This is a genomic window from Marinitenerispora sediminis (genome assembly GCF_003336425.1).
Lineage (GTDB): Bacteria > Actinomycetota > Actinomycetes > Streptosporangiales > Streptosporangiaceae > Marinitenerispora > Marinitenerispora sediminis.
On sequence record NZ_QEIO01000187.1, the window covers coordinates 1 to 15,013 of the forward strand.

Annotated in this window: 13 protein-coding genes and 2 pseudogenes; 5 read left to right on the forward strand and 10 right to left on the reverse strand. The window is 75.4% G+C overall.

Annotation, left to right across the window (positions count from 1 at the left end):
* Positions 1-31: 31 nt before the first annotated feature.
* The 4 genes from DEF28_RS23905 to DEF28_RS23920 form a co-directional block, all read right to left on the reverse strand.
* Complete coding sequence (locus DEF28_RS23905) at positions 32-1,015, reverse strand: ScbA/BarX family gamma-butyrolactone biosynthesis protein (RefSeq protein WP_114433243.1); 984 nt, start codon at positions 1,013-1,015, stop codon at positions 32-34.
* A gap of 65 nt (positions 1,016-1,080) precedes the next feature.
* Complete coding sequence (locus DEF28_RS23910; protein WP_114446231.1) at positions 1,081-2,226, reverse strand: beta-ketoacyl synthase N-terminal-like domain-containing protein; 1,146 nt, start codon at positions 2,224-2,226, stop codon at positions 1,081-1,083.
* The gene (locus tag DEF28_RS23915; protein ID WP_114400390.1) at positions 2,223-3,449 is read right to left on the reverse strand and encodes a beta-ketoacyl-[acyl-carrier-protein] synthase family protein; all 1,227 of its coding nucleotides are present in this window, start codon (positions 3,447-3,449) and stop codon (positions 2,223-2,225) included. Before DEF28_RS23915 ends, DEF28_RS23910 begins: the two co-directional genes overlap by 4 nt.
* Positions 3,442-3,723 (reverse strand): acyl carrier protein, encoded by a 282-nt coding sequence (locus tag DEF28_RS23920; protein WP_114400391.1) that lies wholly within the window; start codon positions 3,721-3,723, stop codon positions 3,442-3,444. The genes DEF28_RS23915 and DEF28_RS23920 overlap by 8 nt, the downstream gene beginning before the upstream one ends.
* A gap of 312 nt (positions 3,724-4,035) precedes the next feature.
* Between DEF28_RS23920 and DEF28_RS23925 the strand changes: the two genes are divergently transcribed.
* The 3 genes from DEF28_RS23925 to DEF28_RS23935 all read left to right on the forward strand — a co-directional run bounded on the left by DEF28_RS23925 (position 4,036) and on the right by DEF28_RS23935 (position 6,671).
* Positions 4,036-5,076: a ketoacyl-ACP synthase III family protein gene (locus tag DEF28_RS23925; RefSeq protein WP_158562913.1), complete on the forward strand. Its 1,041-nt coding sequence runs from the start codon at positions 4,036-4,038 to the stop codon at positions 5,074-5,076.
* A 125-nt stretch (positions 5,077-5,201) separates the two neighbouring features.
* Positions 5,202-5,906, forward strand: coding sequence for a 3-oxoacyl-ACP reductase FabG (gene fabG, locus DEF28_RS23930; RefSeq protein ID WP_114400393.1), 705 nt, complete (start codon positions 5,202-5,204; stop codon positions 5,904-5,906).
* A gap of 225 nt (positions 5,907-6,131) precedes the next feature.
* Positions 6,132-6,671 (forward strand): hypothetical protein, encoded by a 540-nt coding sequence (locus tag DEF28_RS23935; protein ID WP_114400394.1) that lies wholly within the window; start codon positions 6,132-6,134, stop codon positions 6,669-6,671.
* A gap of 36 nt (positions 6,672-6,707) precedes the next feature.
* Here the strand turns inward: DEF28_RS23935 and DEF28_RS28615 are convergent.
* The 6 genes and pseudogenes from DEF28_RS28615 to DEF28_RS23960 form a co-directional block, all read right to left on the reverse strand.
* Positions 6,708-6,839 (reverse strand): annotated as a pseudogene (locus tag DEF28_RS28615) (response regulator transcription factor); the annotation flags it as partial.
* Between the two features lie 111 nt (positions 6,840-6,950).
* Positions 6,951-7,244, reverse strand: a pseudogene (locus tag DEF28_RS28620) (response regulator); the annotation flags it as partial.
* A gap of 35 nt (positions 7,245-7,279) precedes the next feature.
* A complete protein-coding gene (locus tag DEF28_RS23945) occupies positions 7,280-8,320 on the reverse strand; it encodes a sensor histidine kinase (RefSeq protein WP_158562914.1) in 1,041 nt (346 codons plus the stop codon).
* A 437-nt stretch (positions 8,321-8,757) separates the two neighbouring features.
* Positions 8,758-9,798, reverse strand: coding sequence for an aldo/keto reductase (locus tag DEF28_RS23950; RefSeq protein ID WP_114400397.1), 1,041 nt, complete (start codon positions 9,796-9,798; stop codon positions 8,758-8,760).
* Between the two features lie 23 nt (positions 9,799-9,821).
* Positions 9,822-11,456 carry an FAD-dependent monooxygenase gene (locus DEF28_RS23955; RefSeq protein ID WP_114400398.1) on the reverse strand — a complete coding sequence of 545 codons (1,635 nt, stop codon included), beginning with the start codon at positions 11,454-11,456 and terminating at the stop codon, positions 9,822-9,824.
* A 283-nt stretch (positions 11,457-11,739) separates the two neighbouring features.
* Positions 11,740-12,192, reverse strand: a complete 453-nt coding sequence (locus tag DEF28_RS23960; RefSeq protein ID WP_114400399.1) for a MarR family winged helix-turn-helix transcriptional regulator — start codon at positions 12,190-12,192, stop codon at positions 11,740-11,742.
* A 187-nt stretch (positions 12,193-12,379) separates the two neighbouring features.
* On the opposite strand from DEF28_RS23960, the gene DEF28_RS23965 reads away from it, so the two are divergent.
* Together DEF28_RS23965 and DEF28_RS23970 are read left to right on the forward strand one after the other, a co-directional pair.
* Complete coding sequence (locus DEF28_RS23965; RefSeq protein WP_114400400.1) at positions 12,380-13,948, forward strand: MFS transporter; 1,569 nt, start codon at positions 12,380-12,382, stop codon at positions 13,946-13,948.
* Between the two features lie 105 nt (positions 13,949-14,053).
* Positions 14,054-14,839, forward strand: coding sequence for an AfsR/SARP family transcriptional regulator (locus DEF28_RS23970; RefSeq protein WP_199493495.1), 786 nt, complete (start codon positions 14,054-14,056; stop codon positions 14,837-14,839).
* The last annotated feature ends 174 nt before the right edge of the window (positions 14,840-15,013 follow it).

Genomic DNA, 15,013 nt, shown 5'->3' on the forward strand with positions numbered 1-15,013 from the left:
GGGCGGGGCGGTCAGGCCGGGCGGCCGGCGGCTACCCCAGGACGACGGTGACCTCGGCGACCACGGCGCCCTGCTGGACCGCGGTCATCCGGTGCCCGCCGGCCGGGGCGCTCGCGGGCGCGCGGCCGGCCGTGAGCTCCACGGGCGCGTCGAGCTCGGCGAACTTGCGGAACTCCCCGTTCAGCCGCACCACCCGGTCCGGGCCGGCGTCCTCCGCGAGCAGCAGCGCGCACTGGCGGGCCGCCTCGCTGAACACCATCGCGGGCACATGGTCGTAGGGGTGGTCGTACATGCTCCGGTTGCGGAAGCTGCGCGGGCTGAGCGCGGCCGACAGCCCCTCGTCGGAGCGCCGCACGGCGTCCAGCACCACGTTGACCGGGTCGCGGCGCCCCGCGTCCGCGGGCGGCAGCGGGGTGCCCGCCGGCTCCGCCGGCAGCGTGAACGCGGTCGGCACCGGGCCGCCGCGCTGCATGGCGCGCAGCCGGTGGTACTGGTCGGTCGGGGTGGCGCTGACATCCATGCCGAGGCGGCCCAGCGGGCTGCCGTCGAGCTCCAGCTCCATCTCGAACACCAGCCGGCGCACGTGCCCGCCCCGTACCCGGCGCCCGGTGACGTCGCCGTCGATGCGCAGCCGCCCCGGGCGCTCGCCCTGGGCCAGCGCCGCCGGGTCGGACAGCTCCACCGACCACGACGTCACCATGAAGGTCGTGGCGCTCGGCACCCCCTGGTGCACGTGCGCGGCGTGTGTCACGGCCTGCCGGCAGCTCTCCAGCACCAGCAGCGTGTCGTACCACCTCGGCCGCTCCAGGTGGTCGCCGTAGTAGGCGTGGCTCGGCGGGAGCTGAGCCGCCGAGGTGAAGCGGGTCCCGTCCACGCGGTGGCTGTCGGTGAGGAACACCTCCGACAGCGCCCAGCGGTGCACCAGCCCGCGCGGGACGGTGCGGTCGTAGCCCAGGGGCGGCGGCTGCTCGTCCGGGGCCGCCAGCGCGGCCGGCGGCGAGGTGAGGGTGTCCATGGTGTCTGCCTCCAGAAGGAATCGGGCGCCCGGCGGGCGCCGGCGGAAGGTGGGGCGGGGCGGGCTCAGGCTCCCGGTTCCGCGGCGTCGGCGGCGCGCCGCACGACCAGGCAGCCGACCTGCCCGTCGGGGCCGACCGCCGTGACCAGGCCGGTCCCGCCGGGCGCGGTGCCGTCCCGCCAGCAGGCCAGGAGCGCGGCCAGGTGCAGCGCCGCGCCGGCGCTGTGCGTCTCGCCGAGCACCGACTGCGCCGCCAGCCGCGGCGGGCCGCCGTCGCCGAACACCCGGCGCAGCGCCCGCTCCTCGACCGCGGACCAGCCGCGCCGCCCGGCCGCGCCCGGGACGACGACCGCGACGTCTTCGGCGGCCACGCCGGCGCCGCGCAGCGCGTCGCCGACGCACTCGGCCAGCCGCCGGCCGACGGCGGCGGCCCCCTCCGCCGGATCGGTGGACCGCAGCTCGCACGCCAGCAGGTGCCCGAGCGGCGCCGGCCCGTGCGGCCGCGCTCCGGCGCGCTCCAGGACGAAGACGGCGCTGCCCTCGCCCACGGCGACGCCCGGCCCCAGGGCGCCGGTGCGGTACCAGGCCCACGCCGACTGCGCGCTCAGCTCCTCCACACCGCCCGCGAGCAGCCGGTCGGCGTGCCCGCCCAGCAGCGCGTTGCGGGCGAAGCGCAGCGCCGACAGCCCGGCGACCGGGCCGCCCGAGAGCGTGGAGTTGACCCCGGTCAGCCCGTAGCGGATGGCGCTCTGCCCGGCGGGCGAGTTCATCAGCGTGCCGGGGAAGTGGCTCGGGTTCACCATGTAGGGGCGCTCCTGGACGAAGGTGTCCCGGGTGAACTCCGCGAGGCGGCGCACGCTGCCGGTGCCGGTTCCCACGACGATGCCGGTGCGCCCCCGCGCCTCCTCGTCGAGCGGCCCGGCGGTCCGCGCCAGTCCGGCCAGCGCCTCCCCGCAGGCCGCCATCACCAGCTGGTCGGACCGGGTGAGCCGGCTCAGCCCCTTGCGGCCCAGGCGCTCCTGCGGGCGGAAGTCCGCCACCGGGCGCACCTCCAGCGGCGGGAACGGCTCCCCGCCGGGGCCGTCGGGTGCGTCCGGCCCGGAGGCGGCGGAGCCCTCCGGCGCGGCCAGCGCGGCGGCCAGCGGGTCCAGCCCGCTGCCCGCCGGGCTGAGGACCCCGCAGCCCACGATGTCCAGCACGGCCGCGGTCATGGGGACACCTCTCCGAAGACGGTGATGGCGTTGTTGCCACCGAAGGCGAATCCGTGGTTCTGCACGACGCGGGGCCGCTCGGTGCGGGCGGTGACCGGGACGCAGTCCAGGTCGGCGCCCAGCTCCGGGTCGACCTCGCGCACGGTGGCGCTGGGCGGCAGGAAGCCGCTGCGGATGGCGACGCAGCTGACCAGCGCCCCGAACCCGGCGGCGGCGCCCATGGTGTGGCCGAGCATCGACTTGATGGAGCTGACCGGCGGCAGCCGGTCCCCGAAGACCTCGCGCAGCGCGGCGACCTCGGTGCGGTCGTTGGCCGGGGTTCCGGTGCCGTGGGCGCACACGTAGTCGACCTCGTGGGGTTTGACGCCGGCGTTGCGGTGCGCGCGGCGGACGCACTCGGCGATCGAGGCCGCGTCCGGGTTGGTCATGTGCCGCGCGTCGCAGGTCATGCCGTAGCCGAGCACCTCGGCGTAGATCCGCGCTCCGCGCTCCCGCGCCGCCTCCAGCGGCTCCAGGAGGAGGGCCACGCCGCCCTCGGCGGTGACGATCCCGTCGCGGTGCGCGTCGAAGGGACGTGGAACGTCCTCGGCGAGGGCGCCCAGCCGGTGGAACCCGGCGTGGGTGGCGCGGTTGGAGGCGTCGGCGCCGCCGCACAGCATGATGTCGGCGGCGCCGGAGCGCACCTGGTCGTAGCCGTAGCCGATGGCGTAGTTGCTGGCGGCGCAGGCGGTGCCGAGGGTCTGCGCCTCGCCGGTCAGCCCGAGCTCGGCGTTGGCCGCGGCGGCGATCCGGCCGGCGTCGGCCTGCGCCACCGCGGCCGGGTCCAGGGCGGCCAGGCCGTCCTCGACCCACTGCTCGGCCAGCCGGCCCAGTACGGCGGACTCCCCGTTCGTCGTCCCGAAGCTGCTCCCGGCGCGGGAGCCGGCCAGCCGCTCCGGGTCCATCGCGGAGTCGGCGACCGCCAGGCGGGCGGCCGCGGCGGCGAACTGCGCGCTGCGGCCCCACCGCCGGGGATCGATGCGGCGCAGGTGCTCCTCGGGGCGGAAGCCGCGCACCTCGCCGGCGAGCGTGCGCTCGAAGCCCGCGGAGTCGAACTGCTCGATCGGCCCGATCCCGCTGCGGCCCGCCCGGAGCGCCTGGGCGACGGCCTCGGCGCCGATGCCCAGGCTGCTCACCGCTCCGAGGCCGGTGACCACGACGCGGCGGGGGAGCGGCTCAGACACTCGTGGCCTCCGCGGCGCTGTGCCGGCCCACCAGCTCGTAGGCGGTGCCGAGGTCGTCCAGGTCGACCAGTTCGTCCTGCGGAATGGAGATGCCGAGGTCGCGCTCGAAACGCGAGAACATCTCGATGCTCATCAGCGAATCCGCCTCGAAGTCGTCGGCGAAGCTGTTGGCCTCGCTCAACTCGGCGGCGTCCACTTCCAGGACATCGGCGATGATGGCGCGCACCTTGTCGCGGAGTTCCGCGGAAATGGTGGACTCGGTGGGAGCGGTCATTTCTGGACCCCTTCTCGTGCATACCGGATGGTCGGTTCGCGGCTTATTCGGTATTTCGCCCGCTTCGGCCACGCTGAGAATCCAACTCCGCCGCCGGTATCGGGGGCAAGGCTCTCCAAAGTGACATGGCATTGCGCCCGAAGAGGGATTAAATGCGCAGGTAGCGGCGGACATACTGCTGTCCCGGGCGTTTCCACCGCGCCATTCGCTGGCCGTTCACCGCCACGGAGGTGCGCCGGCCCGTCGCGGGACGCCGTACGCCGAGGTGGTCGTCCGCAGGCGCGACCCCATGGCCCACGAGGAGGGGCTGCTGTGAGACTCGACCACCCGGTAGGCATCGCGGCCGCCGCGCTGTGGCTGCCCGACCGCCGCTCCACCGCCGAGAGCGACGTCGCGGACCAGCGCGCGGCGGCCGGCGCGGTCCGCGACCTGGCGCACCCGTCGCTGCCCGACGCCGGCGAGGTGCCGGCGCCGGACATGGCCGTGCGCGCGGCCGAGGAGGCCCTGCGCTCGGCGGGAGTGCGCGGCGACCAGCTCGGCCTGCTCTGCCACGCGTGGATGTACTACCAGGGCCACGACCTGTGGTCGCCGCCGCACTACATCGCCCGCCGGCTGGGCGCCCAGGACGCGCTGCCGGTGGGCATCCAGCAGGTGTGCAACGGCGGGGCGACCGCCGTCGAGCTCACCGCGGCGCGGCTGGCGGCCGAACCGGAGCGCGGCTACGGGCTCGTCACCACCGGGGACCGGTTCACCGGACCCGGGTTCGACCGCTGGACGGCCGACTACGGCGTGGCCTACGGCGACGGCGGGACGGCGGTCCTGCTGCGCGTCCCGGCCGGCGAGCGCGACGGCCTGCTGCTGCGGGCGACCTGCACCGTCGCCAGCCCGGAGCTGGAGGAGATGCACCGGGGAGCCGACCCGTTCGCGGGCGCGGCCCGGACGCACCGGCCGCGCGTCGACATGCGGGCCACCAAGCGCGCCTACCTGCGCAGCCACGGCAGGGAGGCGTTCGCCGCGGCCAACGAGCGGTGCGTGCGCGCGGTCGTCACCGGCGCGCTGCACGACGCGGGGCTGGCACCGGACGACAAGCGCATCCGCTGCGCGGTGCTGCCCCGGTTCGGCCGCAAGACCCTGCACGAGTCGTGGCTTCCGGTGCTCGGCGAACTCGTCGGCACCGAACTCCTCGACTGGGGCCGCGACACCGGCCACCTGGGCGCCGGGGACGCCATCGCCGGCCTGGCCGGGCTGGTGCGCGGCGAGGTCCTCGCACCCGGGGAGTTCGCCCTCGTGTTCAGCGCCGGCGCCGGGTTCACCTGGTCCTGCCTGGTGGTCCAGGCGCCCGCGCCCGACTGACTCCGGCGGGGCCGGCGGCCCCGCCCACCGCCGTGCGCCGGGCCACCGCCCGGCCGCCGCGAGACCGGCCCGCGCCGCCCGCCCCACACCGGGCGCGCCGGCCCGACCATCGAAGGAGAGTGGACATGTCGCGTTCCGTTTTCGTCACTGGGGGCAACCGGGGGCTCGGCCTGGCGGTCGCCAGGGCGCTGGCCGCGGACGGCGACCGGGTGGCGGTCGGGTACCGCACGGGCGAGCCCCCCGAGGGGCTGTTCGGCGTGCGCTGCGAGGTGACGGACCCCGCCTCCGTCACCGAGGCGTTCGAGCTGGTCGAGAAGGAGCAGGGCCCGGTCGAGGTACTGGTGGCCAACGCCGGCATCACCCGCGACACCCTGATGCTGCGGATGGACGACTCCGCCTTCGAGGAGGTGCTGGCCACCAACCTGAGCGGGACCTTCCGCACCGTGCGCACGGCCGCGAGCGGCATGCTGGCCGCCCGCCGCGGCCGCATCGTGCTGCTCTCCTCGGCGCTCGGCTTCCTCGGGTCGCCCGGCCAGACCAACTACGCCGCGTCCAAGACGGCGCTGCTGGGGCTGGCACGCTCGCTGGCCTGGGAGCTGGGGGCCCGCGGGGTCACCGTGAACCTGGTCGCGCCCGGCATCATCGACACCGACATGACCCGGGTGCTCTCGGAGCGCCGGATGACCGCGCTGATGAAGATGACGCCGCTGGGCCGCCCGGGCACCCCGGACGAGGTGGCCGCCGCCGTGCGGTTCCTGGCCAGCGACTCCGCGAGCTACATCACCGGGGCGGTGCTCCCGGTGGGCGGCGGCATCGGGATGGGCGTCTGACCCCCGCTCCGCCATGACGGGTGGGGGCCGCGGTCCCCACGAGCGGGCTCCCCGGGCCGGCCGGGTCCGCCGCCCGCACGATCGCGAGTGCACTGGAGGCTGCACCATGGGGAGACACGTGTACCGCCCGCCGCTCGGCTCCGCGCCCGGGCCGCCCGGGCGGCGGGCGGCCGGCGGCGCCCGGGGCCCGCGCCGGCGCGCGCGGCGCGCCGACCGGGACCGTGGATGATCACGAGCGGGCCGGCGTGCCCGATCGCGGCCTGGCCGGTGATGGCGGACGCGGCGTGGACGGCCCGGCACCCGCCGCTGTCCCGGTGCGACATGGAGGCCCTCGACCTGTGGGACCTGGTGGCGGAGCGGGCGCGGCCGGAGTGCGCCACGGTGCCGTCGGCGGCCGGGGCCGACCCGCGCTGCCTGGCCGGGCTCCCGGACCGGCTGGTGGGCCGCAAGGCGCGGCGCGTCCGGGTGGTGGTGCGGGTGCTCTCCGGCGCGTGGCTCGCGCCCGAGGGCGTGGTGTCGGCGCGGGCCGGTGAGCCGGACGGCTCCCGGCACTCCACCGCGCTCGTCCTGCGCCATCCGCGCGCGGGCCGGCTGTACCGGGTGCTGGCGGCCGGCCGCCACGGTGCGCTGTTCGAGAACGTCGACCCGGGGGCGCTGCTGGCCGCGCCCTGCCCCGTCCACGCCGCCTACCAGGACGTCTGGGACGGGTTCACCGCGCTGCGCGGCGCGCTCGCCCTCGCCGGCGCCCCGGCGCCCGGCGGCTGAACCGCACCGCCGAACCCGGCCGCCGTTGCGCATGTGCCGCTTCACGGTGCCCTCGGTGATGTCCAGCTTCCGGGCGATCTGGTAGTTGCTCAACCCCCGGGCGGCCAGCTCGATGACCTGGGCCTCCCGCGGGGACAGCGGTCCCTTGGCGGGGGTCGCGGCCAGCATCTCCGGCGACAACGACAGGGTCACGGTGCTGGCCGGGCTGGAGGCCTCGCGCACCGCGGAGGCCAGCGCGCGGGCGGTGACCGCCTTGTGCAAGTAGCCGCGGATGCCGAGCGGCAGCAGCTCCTTGGCGAGCCGCGCGTCGTCGTACATGGTGAGCACGAGCACCTGTGCGGCGGGCGCGACGCGCCGGAACCGCTGGAGGGTGGTGGGGGGATGGTCGTTGCCGGGCATCTGGATGTCGAGCAGTACCACGTCGGGCTGGTGCTCGGCGGCGCGGCGCACCGCCTCCGAGGCGTCGCCGGCGACCGCGACCACCTCGAAGTCCTTCTCCATGTGCAGCAGTTCGGTGAGGGCGTTCCGTAAGAGCGTGTGGTCGTCGGCGATCAGGATACGGATGCTACGCATGTTCTCCTGCTAGCTTCGTCGGCGGCTGGCGGACACTATCGGTCGGCGGCACGTTCGATGAGGTGGGCGGCGGGTTCGGCCGGCTCCGCGGGCGCGTGCTCCGTGAGCGGCAGCCACAGCCACAGCTGGGTGCCCGCTCCCGGGGCGCTGGTGAGGGAGTACTCGCCGTTCAGTGCGGCGACGCGCTCGCGCATGGTGTGCAGCCCGCCGTGCGAGCGCGGGTCGGACGGTGGGCGGAAGCCGCGTCCGTCGTCGGCGGCGTGGGCGTCGACCCGGCTGGGCGCGATCCGGACGTCCACGGTGACCTGCGACGGCGAGGCGTGGGCGAAGGAGTTGCGCAGGAACTCGCGCAGCACCAGGAAGAGCTCGCTGCGGTGCGGCACCGGCAGCCAGTTCTCGTCGCCGCTCACCTCGATGCGGACCGGGACGCCGTGCAGGTTGAGGATGTCGGCGTCCTGGCGCAGCGAGCTGCGCAGCCCGCGCAGCAGCCCCTCGGGCCCCAGCCCGGAGACGAGCCGCTGGGTGAACCCGACCACCTCGCGCAGGGAGTCCTCCAGCGCGGTGATCCGGTCGTCGGTGCTGCGTCCCGCGGCGGCGTCGGCGCGGTAGAGCTGCAGGTGGCAGAAGGCCAGCGCCAGGCTGCTCCCGATGCGGTCGTGGATCTCGCCGGCGAGCCGGCTGTGGCGGGCGGTGTTGGCCTCCTCGACCTGGCGGAGGAGGTGCGCGTCGTAGCTGAGGGCGGCGGACTGGGTGCGGGCCGCGGTGGCGCGGTTCAGGGCCGTGGCGGCGCGGGACAGCAGCGCGAGGCGGTCCTCGCCGGGCAGTTCCGCGACGAGCTCGGCGAGCCGTTCCAGCGCCACGTCAGTGAGGATCTCCAGGGCGCGCAGCACGTCGAGCAGGCGGGCCCGTGCGAGGAGCGGGTGCGGCCCCGCGGAGTCGGGCGGTGGTGAGGGGTTCCCCAGCGCCGGGGCGGCCCCGGAGGCACCGGCTTTCGGGGCCGCGGCGCGCAGCGCCTGGGCGCAGTCCAGCAGGATCAGGCGGGCGTGGGCACGGGCCGCCGGCCACTGCGCCGCCACCGTCCCCAGTGGATTGGCGCTTTCGGAGAGTAGTGACAGGTAGCGGTCGAGCAGGTATGGAATCGACGCTTCCAATCCCGCGCCGAGCAGGTGCGACCCACGGTTCGATTCCCCCGATCCCCCCATGGAGGGCCTCCGTAATTGATCTCTATATCCAACCCACAAAACCGTGCCGGAGTATTTCCGCATCCAGGCCCTATGGCGCATGCGCAGTTCTCGCAGTGTGCACCGGGAGAAGGAGAGGCGGCTATTCCATCATGCGGAATGTATATTAGCAGCAAATCGGGACATGCCGGAGAAAAGGGGTGGCCGTATCCGGCCAGAGGTGGAAATTAATCGGTAGTTAACGTAGCCTGTAGGTTTGGTTTGACACGACCGAATGGGCCCTGGGGTGAATATCACACCCCAGGGCCCATTCACCTGGAATAATGCGGCGACTAGTAGCGGGTGCCCACGGCCGCAGGCGCGTCCCGCAATTCCGCGAGATCGCCGTCGGTGAGCCGGAGTTCGGCCGCCGCCGCGTTCTCCCGGAGATAGGCCGGCCGCTTCGTCCCCGGGATCGGCACCACGTGCTCGCCCTGCGCCAGCACCCACGCCAGCGCCACTTGCGCCGGAGTCGCCCCGTGCCGCTCCGCGACGGTGCGCAGCACCTCGACGATGCGCAGGTTCGCGTCGCGGGCCGCCGGGGCGAACCTCGGGTTGCCCGCCCGGAAGTCCCCGGGCTCGAAGGACGTCTCCCCGGTCACCGCGCCGGTGAGGAACCCGCGCCCCAGCGGCGCGAAGGGGACGAACGCCGCGCCGTGCGCCGCGCACCACCCGACGACGTCGCCGCTCGCGCCGGCCAGGCCGCCGCCCGCCCGGCCGGGCGCGCCGCCCGGCTCCGTCCCGGCCGCGGCGGGGCCGGCCGCCGGACCGAGCGGCGTGCGGGTCCACAGCGACAGCTCCGACTGGACCGCCGCCACCGGATGGACGGCGTGCGCCCGCTCGGCCTCCGCCACCGAGACCTCCGACAGCCCGAGGTGGCGGACCTTGCCCTGCGCGACGAGCGCCGCCATGGCCTCCCAGGTCTCCTCCAGCGGGACCTCGGGGTCGACCCGGTGCAGGTAGTACAGGTCGATGACGTCGGTGCCCAGGCGGCGCAGGCTCGCCTCCACCGCGCGCCGCACCCGGGCGGGTGAGGCGTCGCGGCGCATGGACTTCGTCGCCAGGTCGTCGACGACCAGGCCGACCTTGGTCGCCAGGACGGCCTCGTCGCGCCGGCCGCGCAGGGCCCGCCCGACCAGGGACTCGTTGTGGCCGTCGCCGTAGACGTCGGCGGTGTCCAGGAAGGTCACGCCGAGGTCGAGGGCCGCGCGGACGAGGGCCACGGACTGGTCGTCGTCGCGCTGCGACTCCGAGTACGCCCAGCTCATGCCCATGCAGCCCAGCCCGATCGCGCCCACGTCCCGGCCGGAGGGGGCGAACACACGTGTTCTCATCGCTGTCGTGGTCCTACTTTCCGTTACTCGTCGCCGGCCTGCCCTCCCCGCACACCGGCGGCTGCCGCCAGCGGGGCCAGCAGGGGTTCGGGGCGGAGCCGCAGTGCCTCCAGCACGTCGGGCAGCTCCGCCGCGCGGTCGGCGGGCACCGTCGCGAGCAGGTGCCCGTCCGGCCGCACGATCGCGATGACCGGGGCGGCGCCGAGCGCCGCGGCGAGCGCCGCGTGCCCGCCGCCCACCTCGACCACCGGGGTGCCGGAGCGGGCCGCGGCCGCACGGACCTGCCGCACCACGCCGTCCCAGCCCGGCGGGATCCGGCGGCCGTGCCAGAGCAGTGCCGTGAACGAGTCGGCGGCGACGTGCACCCAGTCCGCCGTGCGGCCCCCGGCCGCCGGCGCCGAGCCGCCGCCCGGCGCGGGCAGCACGGGCAGCCGCGCCCCGGGGACCGGGGAGCCCCGCCGTGCGGCGGGCGCCGCGCCGGCCTCGTCGGCCGCCGGGTAGCGCACGGTCGTCTGCGCGAGCAGCGGGGCCACCGCGCGCTGCACCACCCCGGTGGCGGCCGCGGTCCGGAAGACGGTGTCGCGCAGCGCGATCTGCGCCGGCTTGCGGAACATGCCCCAGCGGGTCTGCCGCGCGGTGGAGAGTGCCACCGCGTGCGCCGCGGCGGTGCGCTCCCGCTGGTAGCCGTCCAGGGCCTCCTCCGGAAGGGTGCCGCGGACCACGCCGCCGAGCCGCCAGCCGAGGTTGACCGCGTCCTGCAGGCCGGTGTTCATGCCCTGCGCGCCGGCCGGGCTCATGATGTGCGCGGAGTCGCCCGCCAGCAGGCAGCGGCCGACCCGGAACCGGTCGGCGATCCGGGCGTGCACCCGGAAGGTGGTGCTGAAGCGCAGTTCGCCGAGGACGTTGCGCCCCGGGGCACGCTGGTCGATGACCGACTGGAAGAACTCCCGGGACGGCGGTGTGTCGTCCTGGGGGTGCGGCACGCTCACCGCGACCCGGCTGATGTTGGAGCCGAGCGGCCCCAGGGCGAGGCTCCCGTGCTCGGTGTAGCAGTAGCTCACCACGTTCATGGGCGCGTCGCCGGTCACCTCGGCGTCGGTGATGGCGAAGCTGACGTCGAGCCGCTCGCCGCTGAAGGAGATACCGAGCAGCTTGCGCACCGTGCTGTGCGAGCCGTCGGCGCCGACCAGCCACGGCGGCCGGATCTCCTCCGTGGTGCCGTCCGGGCCCTCCAGGACGACCGCCGGCCGCGGCGCGTCGGTCTCGGTGAGCGAGGTCAGCCGGGTGCCGCGCTCGATCTTGCCGCCCAGTTCCGTGAGGCGGTCCTCGATGAGCTCCTCGGTGGTGCTCTGCGCGATGCCCACAGCGAACGGGTAGGGGGTGTCGCGCAGCCGGGTCATCCAGGCGGTGCCCAGCCTGCGCCCGTGCGAGAAGTAGGCCACGCCGTCGACGCGGTGCCCGCTCTGCACCAGCCGGTCGGCCACGCCGGTGCGGTGCAGCAGTTCGAGCAGCCGGGGCCAGACGATGGTGGCGCGCGAGTGCGCGGAGTGCGCGCGCGCCGCGTCGATCAGGCGGACCGCAACACCCTGCTGGAGGAGGTCGCAGGCCAGCAGCATGCCCACCGGGCCTGCTCCCACGATCACTACCGGGTCGTCCATGACACACACCTCCCGCCCGTCGCCGGGACGGGCCGTCGTCGGATGCGGAGAACTCTCGGCGGCACCAGGGGCAGGGGGTCGGCCGGGCGCGCGCTCCGGCGTCGCTGCTCCCGCGGCGTCGCATCGGCGTGAACGCTAACCAAGTCGGTCGTCGGGCGGAGGGATCGTTCGTCCGAAGAGGGGGGCGCATGCCTCCAAAGCGGCAGTGGGGGTTCCCGGTAGTGCTATTCCGCGCGAAGAGCGGCGGGGCCTAGCGTCGTCAGGGTGCCGGCGAGGGGTCCGGTCAGCCGTCCGCGGGCAGGGCGTCGGTGGCGCGTTGCAGCAGTTCGCGGAGGCGGCCTTCCTCCTCCGCGGTGAACGCGGCGGACAGCCGCGCCTCCACCGCGAGGGCGGCGGCGTCGGCCTTGCGGAGGAGGGCGTGCCCGGACCTGGTCAGCTTGGTGACCATGACCTGGGCGTGGACGTCGGAGGGGCGGCGCTCGATGAGTTTCTTGGACTCCAGCGTGGACAGCAGGGAGGCCATGCTCTGCGGCGTCACGTAGCAGACGCGGGCGAGTTGCGCCCCGGAGCAGCCCGGGGCGACGGATAGGGCGTACATGACGGCGTACTGCGGGACGGAGAGCCCGAACGGGCGCAGGGCGTCGGCCTTCTCCGCCATGAGGGCCTGCTCGGCCCGCTTGACGAACGTTCCCAGCCGGGTCTCCACGGCGGCGGCGATGCGCTCCTCGGGGCCCATGCGCGTCTCCTCTCCTCGTCCCGCGACGTGACCAAGCTATCAGGGCTCTGATGTTAAGCAGAACCCTGTGGCCGATGCGCGGCCTTGACGCCGGTGTCCCGGCTCTGCTTCGCTGGCGAGGCGAGCATCAGACTTCTTATTCTCATCAGCCTTCTGTTGCACTTCTTGTCTTGAAGGGGTTCCGAGCATGACGACCAACGCAGCGGCGCTGGAGCGCCGCCGCAGGCCGGCCCTCACCCTCCTGGTGGTGTGCGCCGCCATCACGCTCGTGCCGGTCACCGCGACGGGCGCCTCCGTCGCCGTCACCGACATCAGCGGCGACCTGGACACCGGACTGTCCGCCGCCCAGTGGGTGGTCAACGCCTTCTTCCTCACCTTCGCGAGCTTCATGGCGATCACCGGCTCCCTCGCCGACATGTTCGGCCGCCGCCGGATGTTCGCGGCCGGCGTCGCGCTGTTCTGCGCCGCCATGCTCGTGGCGACGTTCGCACCGCACATCTCCGTGCTCGTCGGCGCCCGGGTGCTGGCCGGCATCGGAGCCGCGGCCGCCACCACCGGCGGCAGCGCGGTGCTCGCCCAGACCTTCGACGGGCAGGCCCGGGTCCGGGCCTTCGCGTTCTTCGGCACCGCCATCGGCCTCGGCCTGGCCTTCGGCCCGCTGATCGCCGGCGTGCTGGTGACCTCGCTCGGCGGCTGGCGCGGCTTCTTCCTCGCCGCCGCGGTGGTGCTGCTTCCCGCGCTGCTCGCCTCGCCGCTGCTCGCGGAGTCCCGGGACGCCGACGCGGCCGGCGTCGACTGGGCCGGCGCCGTCACCTTCACCGTGGGGCTGTCGCTCTTCGTCCTCGGGATGGTGCAGAGCGCCGAGCTCGGCTGGGGGCACCCGCTCATCCTCGGGGCGTTCGCCGCGTTCGTCGTTCTCATGGCGGTGTTCACCGCGGTGGAGCGGCGCCGGGCCCGTCCGATGTTCGACGTGTCGCTGTTCGCCCGACCGCGCTTCCTCGCCATCTGCGCCATGCCGGTGCTGCTCGCCTTCGGCTTCGTCGCGCTCCTCATCGTCCTGCCGCCCTACTTCATGGCGGTCGACGGGGTCAGCGCCCAGTACGCCGGCCTGCTGCTCGTCCTGCTCACCGGCCCCACCCTCGTCGTGCCCACCGTGATCGGCTCCGTCGCCGGCCGGATCTCCCAGCGGCTGCTGCTGGTGGCGACCATGCTGCTCGTCGCGGTCGGCGCCGCCTGGCTCACCGTGATCGAGCCCGGTTCCGGCGTCCTCCAGCTCGCCGGCCCGATGCTCACCATCGGCACCGGGTTCGGTATCTCGCTGGCCATCCTCGACGGAGCCGCGGTCTCCTCGGTCGAGCCGTCCCGCGCCGGCATGGCCGCCGGGATGTTCAACACCATGCGGCTCACCGGCGAGGCCGTGGCCATCGCGCTGCTGGGCGCGCTGCTCGCCGCCGTCACCCAGTCCCGGCTGACCGAGACCATGGGGTCCGGCGCGCAGGCCGCCACCGCCCGGCTGCTCCAGGGCGACATGGCGGGCGCCGTGTCGGCCGCACCGGCGGGATCGGCGCCGGAAGCCCTGGTCCAGGCCGCGGGAGCGGCCTACACCGACGCACTGCACATCGGACTGTGGGCCATCGCCGTGCTGTCGCTGCTGGGCGCGATCGCCGTCGGGGCGCTCATGGGCGGCCGCCCGGCGGCCGGCGCGGAGGCGGCGGACGGCGCCGCGGCCGATCGGGAGTCCGCGCTGGTCGACTGAGCGCGCTCGGCGCCGGCGCGACCGCCGGCGCGCACCCGGGGCGGCCGGGCCGGCCGCCCCGGGGACGGTTCTTTCCTCGGGAGCTTCCCGCCGGGAGGGGGACAGATGGTGCCGACAACGATCCGGTTCTCCGTGCTCGGAGCACCGCAGCTGACCGCCGACGGGGTGCCGCACGCGCCCCGCGGCCCGAAGGTGAGCCGGGTACTGGCGCTGCTGCTGTTCCGGCGCGACCAGCTCGTGGAGGTGGAGGCGCTCGTCGACGAGCTGTGGGGCGACCGGCCGCCGCGCCGCGCGGTCAGCACCGTGCGCACCCACATCTACCACCTGCGCCGGTTCCTGGAGGGGGCCGCCGGCCGGGCGGCCGGGGAGCTGCTCACCACCCGGCCGCAGGGCTACCTGCTGCGCCTGGGCCCGGACCGGGTCGACGCCGAGGTGTTCACCCGGCTGGTGGAGTCGGGCCGCGACCTGCTGGCGGAGGGGCGCTACGCCGAGGCGTCCCGGGACAGCCGGACCGCCCTGGAGATGTGGCGCGGCCGGCCGCTGGAGAACACGGCGGCCGGCGCGCTGCTGCACGGCCACGTCCGGCGGCTGGAGGAGCTGCGGATCCAGGCGCTGGAGCAGCGCGTCGAAGCCGACATGCGGCTCGGCCGGCACCGCGAGCTGGTGCCGGAGCTGCGCGACCTCGTCGCCGCCCACCCCCTCAACGAGTGGTTCCACGCCCGGCTGATCGAGGCCCTGCGGCGCTCCGGCCGGCGCGCCGACGCGCTGCGGGCGTTCGAGGAGCTCAGCGCGGTGCTCGCCGCCGAGCTCGGGCTGCGGCCGACGGGAGAGCTGCTCGACCTGCACCGGCGCATCCGCGCCGACGCCCTCGCCCCCACCGGCTCCGCCTAGCGCCGCACCGCGCCCCGGCCCGGCACCGCGCTCGGGCGCCACGTGAGGACGGCACCGCCGCCCCGGCGACAGGGGCGGACGGTGCCGTCCGGCTCAGCGGCGAGGCGAGGAGGCGGGTCCGCCCGACCACGCCGCGGGCGGGCGGTAGCGGGCCGGCCGCGTCCAGGGCGCCGG

Bases quoted from the DNA above. Each gene is read 5' to 3' on its own strand.
- DEF28_RS23905 (WP_114433243.1), bottom strand. From the start codon at position 1,015: ATGGACACCCTCACCTCGCCGCCGGCCGCGCTGGCGGCCCCGGACGAG.
- DEF28_RS23910 (WP_114446231.1), bottom strand. From the start codon at position 2,226: ATGACCGCGGCCGTGCTGGACATCGTGGGCTGCGGGGTCCTCAGCCCG.
- DEF28_RS23920 (WP_114400391.1), bottom strand. From the start codon at position 3,723: ATGACCGCTCCCACCGAGTCCACCATTTCCGCGGAACTCCGCGACAAG.
- fabG (WP_114400393.1), top strand. From the start codon at position 5,202: ATGTCGCGTTCCGTTTTCGTCACTGGGGGCAACCGGGGGCTCGGCCTG.
- DEF28_RS23935 (WP_114400394.1), top strand. From the start codon at position 6,132: ATGATCACGAGCGGGCCGGCGTGCCCGATCGCGGCCTGGCCGGTGATG.
- DEF28_RS23950 (WP_114400397.1), bottom strand. From the start codon at position 9,798: ATGAGAACACGTGTGTTCGCCCCCTCCGGCCGGGACGTGGGCGCGATC.
- DEF28_RS23955 (WP_114400398.1), bottom strand. From the start codon at position 11,456: ATGGACGACCCGGTAGTGATCGTGGGAGCAGGCCCGGTGGGCATGCTG.
- DEF28_RS23960 (WP_114400399.1), bottom strand. From the start codon at position 12,192: ATGGGCCCCGAGGAGCGCATCGCCGCCGCCGTGGAGACCCGGCTGGGA.
- DEF28_RS23965 (WP_114400400.1), top strand. From the start codon at position 12,380: ATGACGACCAACGCAGCGGCGCTGGAGCGCCGCCGCAGGCCGGCCCTC.
- DEF28_RS23970 (WP_199493495.1), top strand. From the start codon at position 14,054: ATGGTGCCGACAACGATCCGGTTCTCCGTGCTCGGAGCACCGCAGCTG.